Source organism: Pseudoalteromonas lipolytica, assembly GCF_003515105.1.
Taxonomy (GTDB): domain Bacteria; phylum Pseudomonadota; class Gammaproteobacteria; order Enterobacterales; family Alteromonadaceae; genus Pseudoalteromonas; species Pseudoalteromonas lipolytica.
In genome coordinates this window covers 3,064,968-3,077,500 of record NZ_CP032090.1, presented here as the reverse complement: position 1 = coordinate 3,077,500, position 12,533 = coordinate 3,064,968, and the positions used below count along the sequence as shown (strand labels likewise).

At 43.8% G+C, this 12,533-nt stretch carries 9 protein-coding genes and 2 rRNA genes (1 of these 11 only partly in view); 6 read left to right on the top strand and 5 right to left on the bottom strand.

Going from position 1 to position 12,533, the window contains the following annotated elements:
- Both D0907_RS13845 and rrf read left to right on the top strand, forming a co-directional pair.
- A 23S ribosomal RNA gene (locus tag D0907_RS13845) occupies window positions 1–2,273 on the top strand (it extends 613 nt beyond the left edge of the window).
- Window positions 2,274–2,459: 186 nt separating this feature from the next.
- A 5S ribosomal RNA gene (rrf, locus tag D0907_RS13840) occupies window positions 2,460–2,574 on the top strand.
- Between the two features lie 680 nt (window positions 2,575–3,254).
- Here rrf and D0907_RS13835 read toward each other — a convergent pair.
- Genes D0907_RS13835 through gpmM form a run of 4 tightly spaced genes read right to left on the bottom strand, consistent with a single transcriptional unit; the run spans window position 3,255 to window position 8,059 of the window.
- Window positions 3,255–4,031 (bottom strand): divergent polysaccharide deacetylase family protein, encoded by a 777-nt coding sequence (locus tag D0907_RS13835; protein ID WP_244223131.1) that lies wholly within the window; start codon window positions 4,029–4,031, stop codon window positions 3,255–3,257.
- 35 nt (window positions 4,032–4,066) lie between these two features.
- A complete protein-coding gene (locus D0907_RS13830) occupies window positions 4,067–5,335 on the bottom strand; it encodes a S41 family peptidase (protein WP_118844631.1) in 1,269 nt (422 codons plus the stop codon).
- A gap of 36 nt (window positions 5,336–5,371) precedes the next feature.
- Window positions 5,372–6,511: a murein hydrolase activator EnvC family protein gene (locus D0907_RS13825; protein ID WP_118844630.1), complete on the bottom strand. Its 1,140-nt coding sequence runs from the start codon at window positions 6,509–6,511 to the stop codon at window positions 5,372–5,374.
- A gap of 3 nt (window positions 6,512–6,514) precedes the next feature.
- On the bottom strand, window positions 6,515–8,059 hold the full coding sequence (gene gpmM / locus D0907_RS13820) for a 2,3-bisphosphoglycerate-independent phosphoglycerate mutase (protein WP_036965871.1): 1,545 nt from the start codon (window positions 8,057–8,059) through the stop codon (window positions 6,515–6,517).
- Between the two features lie 191 nt (window positions 8,060–8,250).
- Here gpmM and D0907_RS13815 point away from each other — a divergent pair, with 191 nt between their 5' ends.
- From D0907_RS13815 to gpsA, 4 genes are read left to right on the top strand one after another with little or no spacing between them, the layout of a single operon-like run.
- Entirely contained in the window at window positions 8,251–8,682 is a 432-nt protein-coding gene (locus tag D0907_RS13815; protein WP_036965874.1) for a rhodanese-like domain-containing protein, read from the top strand.
- A 31-nt stretch (window positions 8,683–8,713) separates the two neighbouring features.
- Window positions 8,714–8,971, top strand: coding sequence for a glutaredoxin 3 (grxC, locus tag D0907_RS13810; protein WP_036965877.1), 258 nt, complete (start codon window positions 8,714–8,716; stop codon window positions 8,969–8,971).
- Window positions 8,972–9,011: 40 nt separating this feature from the next.
- On the top strand, window positions 9,012–9,500 hold the full coding sequence (secB, locus tag D0907_RS13805; RefSeq protein ID WP_036965880.1) for a protein-export chaperone SecB: 489 nt from the start codon (window positions 9,012–9,014) through the stop codon (window positions 9,498–9,500).
- Window positions 9,501–9,503: 3 nt separating this feature from the next.
- Complete coding sequence (gpsA, locus tag D0907_RS13800) at window positions 9,504–10,511, top strand: NAD(P)H-dependent glycerol-3-phosphate dehydrogenase (RefSeq protein WP_036965884.1); 1,008 nt, start codon at window positions 9,504–9,506, stop codon at window positions 10,509–10,511.
- 51 nt (window positions 10,512–10,562) lie between these two features.
- Here gpsA and D0907_RS13795 read toward each other — a convergent pair whose 3' ends face one another.
- The gene (locus D0907_RS13795) at window positions 10,563–12,443 is read right to left on the bottom strand and encodes a putative bifunctional diguanylate cyclase/phosphodiesterase (RefSeq protein ID WP_118844629.1); all 1,881 of its coding nucleotides are present in this window, start codon (window positions 12,441–12,443) and stop codon (window positions 10,563–10,565) included.
- Between the last annotated feature and the right edge of the window lie 90 nt (window positions 12,444–12,533).

The following is a 12,533-nucleotide window of genomic DNA, read 5'->3' as shown; positions in this document are numbered from 1 at the left end:
GGGAAACCGAGTCTTAACTGGGCGTTGAGTTGCAAGGTATAGACCCGAAACCCGGTGATCTAGCCATGGGCAGGTTGAAGGTTGAGTAACATCAACTGGAGGACCGAACCCACTAACGTTGAAAAGTTAGGGGATGACCTGTGGCTAGGAGTGAAAGGCTAATCAAACCGGGAGATAGCTGGTTCTCCCCGAAATCTATTTAGGTAGAGCCTCGGACGAATACTTACGGGGGTAGAGCACTGTTAAGGCTAGGGGGTCATCCCGACTTACCAACCCTTTGCAAACTCCGAATACCGTAAAGTACTATCCGGGAGACACACGGCGGGTGCTAACGTCCGTCGTGAAGAGGGAAACAACCCAGACCGCCAGCTAAGGTCCCAAAGTCATAGTTAAGTGGGAAACGATGTGGAAAGGCCCAGACAGCCAGGAGGTTGGCTTAGAAGCAGCCACCCTTTAAAGAAAGCGTAATAGCTCACTGGTCGAGTCGGTCTGCGCGGAAGATGTAACGGGGCTAAACTATGCACCGAAGCTGCGGATTCAAAATTTATTTTGAGTGGTAGGGGAGCGTTCTGTAAGCCGTTGAAGGTGTACCGGGAGGTATGCTGGAGGTATCAGAAGTGCGAATGCTGACATGAGTAACGATAATGCGGGTGAAAAACCCGCACGCCGGAAGACCAAGGGTTCCTATCCCATGTTAATCAGGGTAGGGTAAGTCGACCCCTAAGGCGAGGCCGAAAGGCGTAGTCGATGGGAAACGGGTTAATATTCCCGTACTTGGTATAATTGCGATGGGGGGACGGAGCAGGCTAAGCAAGCATGGCGTTGGTTGTCCATGTGAAAGTGAGTAGGTTGAGAGTTTAGGAAAATCCGGACTCTTAAGACTGAGACACGAGACGAGCACCTAAGGGTGTGAAGTTGTTGATGCCATACTTCCAGGAAAAGCCTCTAAGCTTCAGATTATACCGAATCGTACCCCAAACCGACACAGGTGGTCAGGTAGAGAATACTAAGGCGCTTGAGAGAACTCGGGTGAAGGAACTAGGCAAAATCGTACCGTAACTTCGGGAGAAGGTACGCTCCGATTGGTGATGAGACTTGCTCTTTAAGCTGATTGGAGCCGCAGTGACCAGGTGGCTGGGACTGTTTATTAAAAACACAGCACTGTGCAAAATCGCAAGATGACGTATACGGTGTGACACCTGCCCGGTGCCGGAAGGTTAATTGATGGGGTTAGTTTTCGGACGAAGCTCTTGATCGAAGCCCCGGTAAACGGCGGCCGTAACTATAACGGTCCTAAGGTAGCGAAATTCCTTGTCGGGTAAGTTCCGACCTGCACGAATGGTGTAACCATGGCCACGCTGTCTCCACCCGAGACTCAGTGAAATTGAAATCGCAGTGAAGATGCTGTGTACCCGCGGCTAGACGGAAAGACCCCGTGAACCTTTACTACAGCTTGGCACTGAACATTGAACCTACATGTGTAGGATAGGTGGGAGGCTTTGAAGCAGAGACGCTAGTCTTTGTGGAGCCGTCCTTGAAATACCACCCTTGTAGTTTTGATGTTCTAACGTTGGCCCCTAATCGGGGTTACGGACAGTGCCTGGTGGGTAGTTTGACTGGGGCGGTCTCCTCCCAAAGAGTAACGGAGGAGCACGAAGGTTGGCTAAGTACGGTCGGACATCGTACGGTTAGTGTAATGGTAGAAGCCAGCTTAACTGCGAGACAGACACGTCGAGCAGGTACGAAAGTAGGTCATAGTGATCCGGTGGTTCTGAATGGAAGGGCCATCGCTCAACGGATAAAAGGTACTCCGGGGATAACAGGCTGATACCGCCCAAGAGTTCATATCGACGGCGGTGTTTGGCACCTCGATGTCGGCTCATCACATCCTGGGGCTGAAGTCGGTCCCAAGGGTATGGCTGTTCGCCATTTAAAGTGGTACGCGAGCTGGGTTTAGAACGTCGTGAGACAGTTCGGTCCCTATCTGCCGTGGGCGTTTGAGAATTGAGAGGGGTTGCTCCTAGTACGAGAGGACCGGAGTGAACGAACCGCTGGTGTTCGGGTTGTCATGCCAATGGCATTGCCCGGTAGCTACGTTCGGAACTGATAAGCGCTGAAAGCATCTAAGCGCGAAGCAGGCCTCGAGATGAGTTCTCACTAGACTTTTAAAGTCTCTGAAGGGCCGTTGAAGACTACAACGTTGATAGGCAGGATGTGGAAGTGGTGTGAGCCATTAAGCTAACCTGTACTAATTACCCGTGAGGCTTAACCATACAACGCCAAACGCGTTTTATGACAGCGTAACAGACAGAAGTTAGTATACTAAAGTAGATTTACGATTATCAGAATTCCAGATTTTAGTAGGGTGAACCGCAGCGCTTAATGCGAAATCAGTTCACCTTGCGCAAAGGACTCGTAAGCGCGATGCGCTTTGTCGAGAATCCTTTCCACGCATTTTGCTTGGTGACAATAGCGTTTTGGACCCACCTGATTCCATGCCGAACTCAGTAGTGAAACGAAACAGCGCCGATGATAGTGTGGCATTTGCCATGTGAAAGTAGGACATCGCCAGGCTCCTAATTAGAGAAACCCGTTGCAGCAATGCAGCGGGTTTTTTGTTGCCTGTAGAAAAATAAAATACCCAACCAAGACCCCCTACGACCTATATCTTTGTAAGCATCGTGTGGCATTGACCATGTGAAAGTAGGACATCCTACTGCGTAGCGCACCATGGCTCCTAATTAGAGAAACCCGTTGCAGCAATGCAGCGGGTTTTTTGCGTTCAGGGCTAAATCGTCCAGTACCATACTGAGATTGCATACAGAGATAAAAGACGCATAAGCGCAAGGTGAAGAGACGTAGGAGGCACTTTAGTGCCGAAAGTGTCTGATATGCCCTTCATACATAACCGCTGACATTCACGGCTAAAGCCGTTCCTACGCTCTATAATCACGGTTCTAACGTTGTTTAATCATGATTCCCATGTTGTTTAATCATGACGACAAGAATGAAAGATTCCCTTAAATTGCTCACTTCGCTTCTGGCTCAAATAACTAGGCGTAGTAGGAGGCACTTTAGTGCCGAAGTATCTCATTATGCCCTTCACACATAACCGCTGGCGTTCACGGTTAAAGCCTTTACTACTTTTATGATACACGATGTATCGATCAAAGGTGATGTTGTGCGACCTCTGCGTCTATCATTAATGAAGGAAACTTCGGCATATTTACATCCTATTTGAGTATGTCGCTCTTTCATTCATCATTTGTACGATGCTCAGCTTGCTTTTGCTCTGCTTTAGCTAATTGGATGTATTTGTTTTCTACCAATTGTGAAAGAGGCACAAGCTCAAAACCTTGCTGTTGAAGTTCTGGCAGGGCGTGATGCAAAAACGCGACTGTTTCTGGGTAGGGATGTGCAATAGCGATGGCATAATTAAAATGCGTCGCTTTTAGTTTAAGTTCTTCTAGTTGGTGCTTAAGCTGGCTTTCAGTCACGATATTGTCTAGGAATACATGTCGAGAAACATTGGCAACACCATAAAGATTAGCGACATTTTGTGCTTCACTTTGGCTTGTTGTTCGGCTATCTAAAAAGTATAAACCTCGTTTTTTGAGGAGCTCCATCGTCCACTTCATAGGCTCTGTTAATTGCGTTAACTCAGAGCCCATATGATTGTTTACGCCTTTGACTTGTGGCAATGATGCGAGTGCGTGCCCCAGTGTGGTTTGCAGCTGTGTTTTGCTCATTGAGTCTGTTAAAGCACCAGGACCTAAAGCTTTTGTTTTGTCTAGCGCCTGCATGGGGATATGCAAGAGAAGTTCTTTGTTGGTTTTGCTCGCTCTCTCGGCAAAAATTTGTGAGTAAGGTGTATGGGGCAAGATTGAAAAGGTCACTTGCCCTGGTAAATTCAAGATATCAAGATCGCGTTGGTGGTTGCCTATGTCATCTATAACGATGGCTATTTGCTTTGCTTGGCAAAATAGTGGGAAGCAACACAGCGTCAGTAGTAAGCCTTTGCGTAAATTCACTTTTTGTAATTATTATATCCATTGTGTGTGCTTACTTACTGCATAATAATTAACTGCTTTGCAGTAAGTTGCTTTTTATCTTGTTTATCAAGGAGTGAGCTAAAAAGCGACAACCCTTGTATATTTTTTATTATAACGTCTTGGTCAATTTCTGAAAGCATTGTTTGATTTATACTCACATCGGGTGCGATCCCTTTACCATCAATAGATTGCCCAGCAGGTGTATAATAACGTGCTGTGGTAAGTTTGAGAGCTGTATTTCCATTTCCTAGTGGAATCAAAGATTGTACTGAGCCTTTACCAAATGAGGTCTCTCCAACCAAGGTCGCTCTTTGGTTATCCCTCAGCGCTGCGGCTAATATTTCTGCTGCAGATGCTGAGTTTTCATTAATTAATACGGCGATTGGCGCGCCAGAAAGAATATCACCGCTATGTGCTTTATAGTATTGATTTGCCTCATTGAAGCGTCCTTTTGTAGAAACAATCGTACCACTATCTAAAAACAGATCTGCAACTTCAATTGCACCTTGTAGCGTTCCTCCAGGATTATCTCGTAAATCAATAATTAACCCTGATAACGGAAAACCATTATTAATTTGCATTTTAGCCACGGTTCGTGCGACATCATGCAATGTATGGTTATTGAAAGCATTAATACTCAATAGCGCAACGCCTGTATCAGCAAGGTAGCTTTGCACGCTTTCTAGGTTTATTTGTTGTCGCTTTATTGAAAAGTTGAGTTCGGTTACTTGCTCTCGTTTTACGGAAACATCAACGGCAGCTTGGCCACTTTCACGAATAAGCCTTGCAACTTCTTCTATGCTTTTATTGACAATCGGTTGTTGATTTATAGCGGTTAGCTCATCATTTACTTGCAGACCAGCTTGCTCAGCAGGGGAGTTTTTAATCGTATTAACAATATATACGCGACCATCGGTAACTTTAACCTCGATGCCAAGCCCAGTGTAACGCCCATTGGTACTACTAAATATGGCATCGAGCTCAGTTTCGTCTAAATATTTAGAATAGGGGTCTAAACGCTCAAATAATGCTTCTACTTGTTGATTCGTTGGCTGAGATTCAAAGCTATTATGAAGTTGAAGATCGTCAACATAGTAAGTATTTATATTAAACAAAATTTCATTGAGTTGCTGGTGATGTAGTGACTTTAAAGATGGTTTAGCAACCCCATTAAATGATTGCATTAATAAGCATAGTAAGGCTAAGAGTAAAATAAGATGTAGCCCAAAGAAACGCTTAGATGGGATGAAATGGATTTTGTCTATGTGATTGATATTTAGCATCAGCTGCTCCTCATAGGGCGCAGCTGATTTAATCAATTAAATACGTCTGCACCATTTTACAGGATTTACTGCGCGTCCTTTGTGGCGTATTTCAAAGTATAGACCAGGATCTGTTTGTCCGCCGCTTTGGCCTACTAATGCAATGACTTCACCTTCTCTGACAAGGTCGCCAACATCACGAAGTAGGGTTTGTGCATGCCCATATAAGCTCATAAACCCATCGCCGTGGTCAATAGCAATAACCCAACCAAAGCCATTGAGCCAGTCAGCATAAACGACCTGACCATTTTGTACGCTTTTGACGTTACTCCCTTCCTTCGCGCCAATTAACACGCCTTTCCAATCGATATTTCCATGTTTGCGTTGGCCAAAACTGTGACGGAGTTTTCCTTTGGTCGGCCAGTTGAGTTTTCCTTTACTGCTTTGTAGTCCGAGAAGTTCAACTTTTTCGCTTCGTTCTTTTTCTAACTCTTCGATGGCGGTAACGAGGGTTTTCTCGTTCTCTTTTAAATAATCAATCGAACTTTTTGTTTCTTTAAGCGCTGATTGTAATTTGTTGAGATTGCGTTTTCGTTGTTCTTGAGCGGCAATTAAAGCTTGCTGGCGTTTTTTCTGCTCGTTGTGTAATTCAACTAAACGAAGTTTTGTTTGTTCTAGTTCCGCCTGATTTTCAGCAATTTTTATTTGCAACGCTTTCAGCTCTTCGAGTTGCTCAATGCGTGCTTTGTTTAAATAGTTATAGTAACTGAGCGTACGTTCAATTTTGGCCGTGTCTTGTTGGTTCAGCAGCATTTTTGAGTAATCATGGCTACCTGCCATATACGCACTTTTTAATTGTGCTGCGAGGAGGGTTTGACGTTTTATTTGCTCTGCTTGAAGTTGCTGAGCTTTGGCCTGTTGTTCGCGCTGTTGTTGTTCGTTTTCTTTGACCGATTGTGCTGCTAGGTTTAATGCCTTAGCATTTTTAGCAATATCGAGTTCGTGAGCACGAAGATCTTTGCGCATATCGGCTATCGACTTGCGTTGACCTTCAAGCTCGGCCTTGGTTTTTTGTAGGGCCGATTGAATATCAGATAAGTCTTTTTTGGTTTGAGCTTCATTAGCAACAACCGAAGTTGCTACTAATGAAGTCAGTATTAAACCAGTTTTGAGTAAGTGGTTAATACGTCTGCTCATCGTTTATTTCAGTGTCATAATTGGAGTGCCAGTCATTTCGCTTGGCTGTTCTAAACCCATTAAGTGCAGCATGGTTGGTGCTACGTCACTGAGTGTTTTTCCATCTTGTGGGGTTGCGTCACGGCCTACATAAATGAATGGCACTGGCTCGCTGGTATGTGCGGTGTGTGCTTGGCCTGTTGCTGGGTTAGCCATTTGCTCAGCATTACCATGATCCGCAGTGATGAGTGCTTCGCCACCGTGCTCTTCAAGTGCGTTTATAACACGGCCAATACAGTGGTCGACTGCTTCACACGCTTTTACAGCGGCTTCAAACACACCTGAGTGACCTACCATATCACCATTAGGGTAGTTACAAATGATTGCGTCGTACTTGCCGCTGGCAATAGCTTCAACGAGCTTATCTGTCAGCATTTCAGAGTTCATCTCAGGTTGTAAATCATAAGTGGCCACTTGCGGAGAAGGAATTAACTCGCGTGTTTCACCCACAAATTCGTCTTCTCTACCACCACTGAAGAAGAATGTGACATGTGCATATTTTTCTGTTTCAGAAATACGTAGTTGTGTTTTGCCTTGCTTTTCTAACCATTCCCCAAACACATTGGTTAGTGGCTCTGGTGCAAAGGCGACAGGGGCTTTAATATCTGCGGCGTATTCCGTCATCATTACAAAGCCGCTCAGTGCTGGAGATTTCTTTTTCTCAAAACCACTAAAATCAGCATCAACAAATGCGCGCGTCATTTCGCGTGCTCTATCGGCCCTGAAGTTGGCGAAAATAACGGTATCGCCATCATTAATTTCAGCCGCCGTTTGTCCCTCAGGTACGAGGGTTGTTGCCGCTACAAATTCATCATTTTCATCACGTTCGTACGCTGCTTCAAGTGCGGTTACGCCGTCTGTGTAGGTGTGCTGCGCGATACCACTTACCATTACATCGTAGGCAAGCTCAACACGGTTCCAGCGATTATCGCGGTCCATTGCATAGTAACGGCCAACAAGGCTGGCTAAGCGGCCACAACCTAGTTTTTCAAATAAAGCTTCGATGCGCTCAATAGACGCTTTAGCGCTGCGAGGTGGGGTGTCACGACCGTCTAAGAAACCATGAAAGTAGACGTTTTTTGCGCCACGCTCTGCAGCTAATTCAATGGTCGCTACAATGTGGTCTTCGTGACTGTGTACACCACCTGGGCTTAATAAACCCATAATATGCACTGCTTTTTCTGCCTTAACGGCTTTGTCTATGTTATCAACTAATGCAGGGTTACTCGCGAACTCTCCATCTTCGATTGCTTTCGTGATGCGAGTGAAATCTTGATAAACAATGCGACCTGCGCCTAAGTTTACGTGACCTACTTCAGAGTTACCCATTTGTCCTGCAGGTAGACCTACATCAAGTCCCGAACCTGAAATTAAGGTATGCGGACGTGTTGCCCACAGGTTATCGAGTACGGGTGTATTAGCAGCGAGTATTGCGTTACTTTCTGTGTCTTCACGGTATCCCCAACCGTCTAAGATCATTAATACCAATGGTTTTTTATGCTCTGTCATTATAGCTCCTGAAGATTGGCACTTATATATCACTAGCATACCGTGTTTTAAGGTTTTGATCAGCTATCAATATGTCATATTAAAATATTTCACGCCCTAGCATTTTCGGTTCAAGCACGTATACTTGCGTGGCATATTTTAATAATCCCATGGCTATGCGCTGTGGTACCCAATTTCTTAGTGGAAAACGCATGGATCAATATATTGAATTTATCTCAAATCATCCGGTTTTAAGTATCATCTGGCTGGCATTGGTAGCGATGCTGATCAGCAGTTGGTTTAAAAGTAAATTTTCAGCGATTCGCCAAATTAACCCGCAGCAAGTTACGTTGTTAATTAACCGCGAAGATGGTCAGGTTGTTGATATTCGAGCGCAAAAAGAATTCAACTCAGGTCGTATTGCAGGTGCAACGCACTTAAATCCAGAAAAAGCCAAACAATCTGATTTCTCAAGCCTTGAAAAGTTTAAGAGTAAACCCATTATACTAGTATGTACCACGGGCATGACCGCCTCAGGTATCGCAACGGCTATGCATAAAGCAGGTTTTGAACGTGTTTATGTATTATCTGGTGGTATGGGAGCTTGGCAATCTGCAAGTTTGCCAACAACGACTGGCCGCTAACAACACGTAACAGCCCGATAGAGGAATTATTATGACGAATGTTGTTCTTTACACAAAAGCATACTGTCCATATTGTCAACGCGCTATGGCGTTATTAGATAGTAAAGGTGTAAGTTACACAAACATTGATATTGGTGTGCAGCCTGAGCGTCGTGAAGAAATGATCGATAAAGCTAACGGTGGATATACCGTGCCACAAATCTTTATTAATGATGAGCATATCGGCGGTTGTGACGACATGATGGCAATTGAAGCGCAAGGCCTTTTAGACGCAAAGCTTAACGCTTAATAAATTTAATTATAAAAACGAATACAAGTTAGGAATTACAATGAACGAAGAAAACCAAAACGCAGCAGCAGAACAACAAGCAGGCGCTCAATTCACTATTCAACGCATCTACACGAAAGATGTTTCATTTGAAACGCCAAACTCACCAGCTATCTTTCAAAAAGAGTGGACTCCAGAAGTTAAACTTGATTTAGACACACGTTCTAACAAGTTAGAAGAAGGTGTTTTTGAAGTTATTCTTGCGCTGACAGTGACAGCAACAATTGGTGAAGAAACGGCATTCCTTTGTGAAATTCAGCAAGCTGGTATTTTCACGATTGCGGAAGTAGAAGAAATTCAATTAGCTCATATGCTAGGTGCTTTCTGCCCGAATGTACTTTTCCCATATGCGCGTGAAGCGGTGTCTAACCTTGTTAACCGTGGTACTTTCCCACAGTTAAATTTAGCACCTGTGAATTTTGATGCACTGTTTGCTCAATACATGCAACAGCGTGCAGCGCAAGATCAACAGGTTACTGCAGACGCATAAGTTATGACTACAGCACAGTCAGCTGTTACAGTTTTAGGGGCGGGGTCTTATGGCACCGCCCTTGCTATTTGTTTCGCCAGAAATGGTCACCCCGTTACTTTGTGGGGGCGAAATAGCGATGACGTTGCCACGCTTGCAGCTGAGCGAAAGAACCAACGTTATCTTCCCGATGTCAGTTTTCCTGAAACGCTTCAATTAGAAGCCGATTTAGAAACCGCTGTAAAAGCAAGCCAAATAGTGCTGGTTGTCGTGCCTAGCCATGCTTTTGGGGCAACGCTTCAACAAATTAAGCCTTGGCTGAATGATGATGCAGAAGTGGCGTGGGCAACGAAAGGTTTAGAACCTAATACAGGGCGTTTATTACAAGAAGTGGCGGTGCAAGAGCTTGGGGATGATATTCCTCTTGCTGTGTTGTCTGGTCCGACGTTTGCGAAAGAAATGGCGATGGGCTTACCAACCGCTATTTCGGTCTCTGCCACATCGACAGAGTTTGCCAAACAACTTGCTGAGTTATTGCATTGCGGACGCTCATTTAGGGTGTATAACAATAATGATTTTATTGGTATACAACTGGGTGGAGCCGTAAAAAATGTCATTGCTATCGGCGCGGGGATGTCGGATGGCTTTGGTTTTGGTGCGAATGCTCGTACAGCGCTTATTACCCGAGGCTTAGCTGAGCTTTGCCGTTTAGGTTGTGCACTTGGAGCGCGTTCTGACACCTTTATGGGAATGGCAGGATTAGGTGATTTGATCTTAACCTGTACAGATAACCAATCACGTAACCGTCGATTTGGTTTAGCATTAGGTAAAGGTGAAGGAGTCGAAGCTGCAATTGACTCTATTGGTCAGGTTGTTGAAGGTTATCGAAATACCAAAGAAGTGTATTTACTGGCACAACGAACCGGTATTGAAATGCCCATCACTGAGCAAATTTACAAAGTACTTTATGAAAATAAAGATGTAAAAGAAGCGGCGATGGCTTTACTAGGTCGTGAGCAAAAATCTGAATAGCCACTGCTTGCTGAGTAACTATTTTGAAAGCCTTGTTTGAAACAAGGCTTTTTATTTTACAGATTGTTTATCTACTTCATTTTTATTAATAAAATTGGCTACTTGCTCTGCTTTAAGTGGCTTACAGTAATAATAACCTTGTTGATAATGACACCCCATAATATGGAGCATATACGCTTGCTCTTCGGTTTCAACGCCTTCTGCAACAACATTAATGTCTAGGTATTTAGCCAACCGGACAATGGTGGCGGTGATATTTCTATCTTGCTCATTTTTATCAATATCTTTTACAAACGATTTGTCTATTTTTAATGTGTCGATAGGAAAACGCTTAAGGTAGCTCAGCGAAGAGTGCCCCGTACCAAAGTCATCCAGTGTAATATTGACTCCTAAGGCTTTTATGCGTTTCATTTGCTGCTCTGCAAATTCGGGGTTATTCATCATTGCACTTTCTGTGATTTCTAACTCTAAACAACGAGCAGGTACATTATACTTTGTTAAATAATCAACGAGCATTTCGATTAAGCTATTTTGCTGAAAATGCAACGCAGAGATATTAATGGCAACATTGCCAAAAGGCACATCTTGTTTTTGCCAGCTTGCAAGTTGTTGAAGTAATTGCTTCATTAATAATTGGGTAAGGGGGATGATTGCACCATTCTGCTCTGCAAGCGGAATAAATTCATCTGGGTAAATTAGACTGCCATCATCTTGTGGCCAGCGAACGAGTGCTTCAAAGCCATGTAAGCGATTGTGTTGTACATCGTATTTTGGTTGAAAATACAGTACAAATTCATTGTTGGTGATTGCTTTAAAGAGGGCGCTTTCTTTTGTTAGTTCGGTGGGGTCTAACGTGTGGCGTTCTTTATCAAAAAATTGATAGGTGTTTCGGCCCATTTTTTTGGCGTGATTAAGTGCGCTGTTAGCGCTGCGCATTAAGTTTTCACCGTTGTAAGCATTGTCTGGATAGATGGCAATCCCGCAACACGCTGACAGTGAGGTTTCAATACCATCGAGCATGAATGGAGTCTTAAATTGTTGTAGCACTGTATCTGCAGTCTTTTTAGCAAAGAAAATGGTTTTGCCAGCATAGAGATAAGGCGGCACTAAAATAGCAAATTCATCAGCTCCAAGCCGCGCAATAGTAAAGCCAGAATTAAGTGATGAAGTTAAACGACATGCCACTTCTTTTAATAATACATCGCCTAAAGTATGGCCGAGGGAATCATTTATCTTCTTAAAATTGTCGATGTCGATAAACATAATAAGCAGGCTAGGGTATTCGTCATTACAGGCTTTAATCGCTTTTTCGAGCGATTCAATAAAAATGGCTCTATTTGAGAGCCCAGTTACAGAGTCGCGAGTTGTTAGCGTGAGCATGGTGCGTTCGTTATTCTTACGAGCGGTGACATCACTAAAAAGCCCTACATAGTTAACAGCTCGTTTAGTAAATCGCGGTGTTGAGACTTTTGTGATTGATAAATCAAGTGCATAAGGCTGACCATCCTTGCGCAAGTTCCAGATTTCACCAGACCAATATCCGTCTTGTGCGAGCTCTTGTTGGATCAATGTTTCGAGTTGTCGATCGCGGCCATCTTGTGTGAGTGCTTTAAATTTTTTCCCTATAACATCCCCTCTTTTGTAGCCTGTTATTTCGCTGAAGGCATTGTTGATGTCTAGTATTCTAAATTGTTCATCGCAAACCCATATCGCATCTTTCGATTGTGATAAAAGAGCATCAATTAACATCATTTTTTGATTCTTCTGGTAATAAATAACCGCAATGAACAGTGCAATAATGACAAGTAAAATGAGAAAGAACAGCGGGGTTGGGTTGTGTGGTTGCGCTAAATTAAGGTCAGCTGTTGTTGCAGCGCCCACAGAATGCTGCAACAGTAAAATGAGACTGTATACCAGAGTTAAAAAGCGCATTAATAATCATCATTTAGAACAAAAAGCCATCTATTTAGATTAGTTCATAAAAAAAGGTCGTGCTAAATAATTACAAGTTATTTATTTAAT

Coding starts and splice junctions, on each gene's coding strand:
- secB (WP_036965880.1), top strand. CDS start 9,012: ATGAACGAAGAAAACCAAAACGCAGCAGCAGAACAACAAGCAGGCGCT.
- D0907_RS13825 (WP_118844630.1), bottom strand. CDS start 6,511: ATGAGCAGACGTATTAACCACTTACTCAAAACTGGTTTAATACTGACT.
- D0907_RS13830 (WP_118844631.1), bottom strand. CDS start 5,335: ATGCTAAATATCAATCACATAGACAAAATCCATTTCATCCCATCTAAG.
- gpsA (WP_036965884.1), top strand. CDS start 9,504: ATGACTACAGCACAGTCAGCTGTTACAGTTTTAGGGGCGGGGTCTTAT.
- D0907_RS13815 (WP_036965874.1), top strand. CDS start 8,251: ATGGATCAATATATTGAATTTATCTCAAATCATCCGGTTTTAAGTATC.
- D0907_RS13795 (WP_118844629.1), bottom strand. CDS start 12,443: ATGCGCTTTTTAACTCTGGTATACAGTCTCATTTTACTGTTGCAGCAT.
- gpmM (WP_036965871.1), bottom strand. CDS start 8,059: ATGACAGAGCATAAAAAACCATTGGTATTAATGATCTTAGACGGTTGG.
- grxC (WP_036965877.1), top strand. CDS start 8,714: ATGACGAATGTTGTTCTTTACACAAAAGCATACTGTCCATATTGTCAA.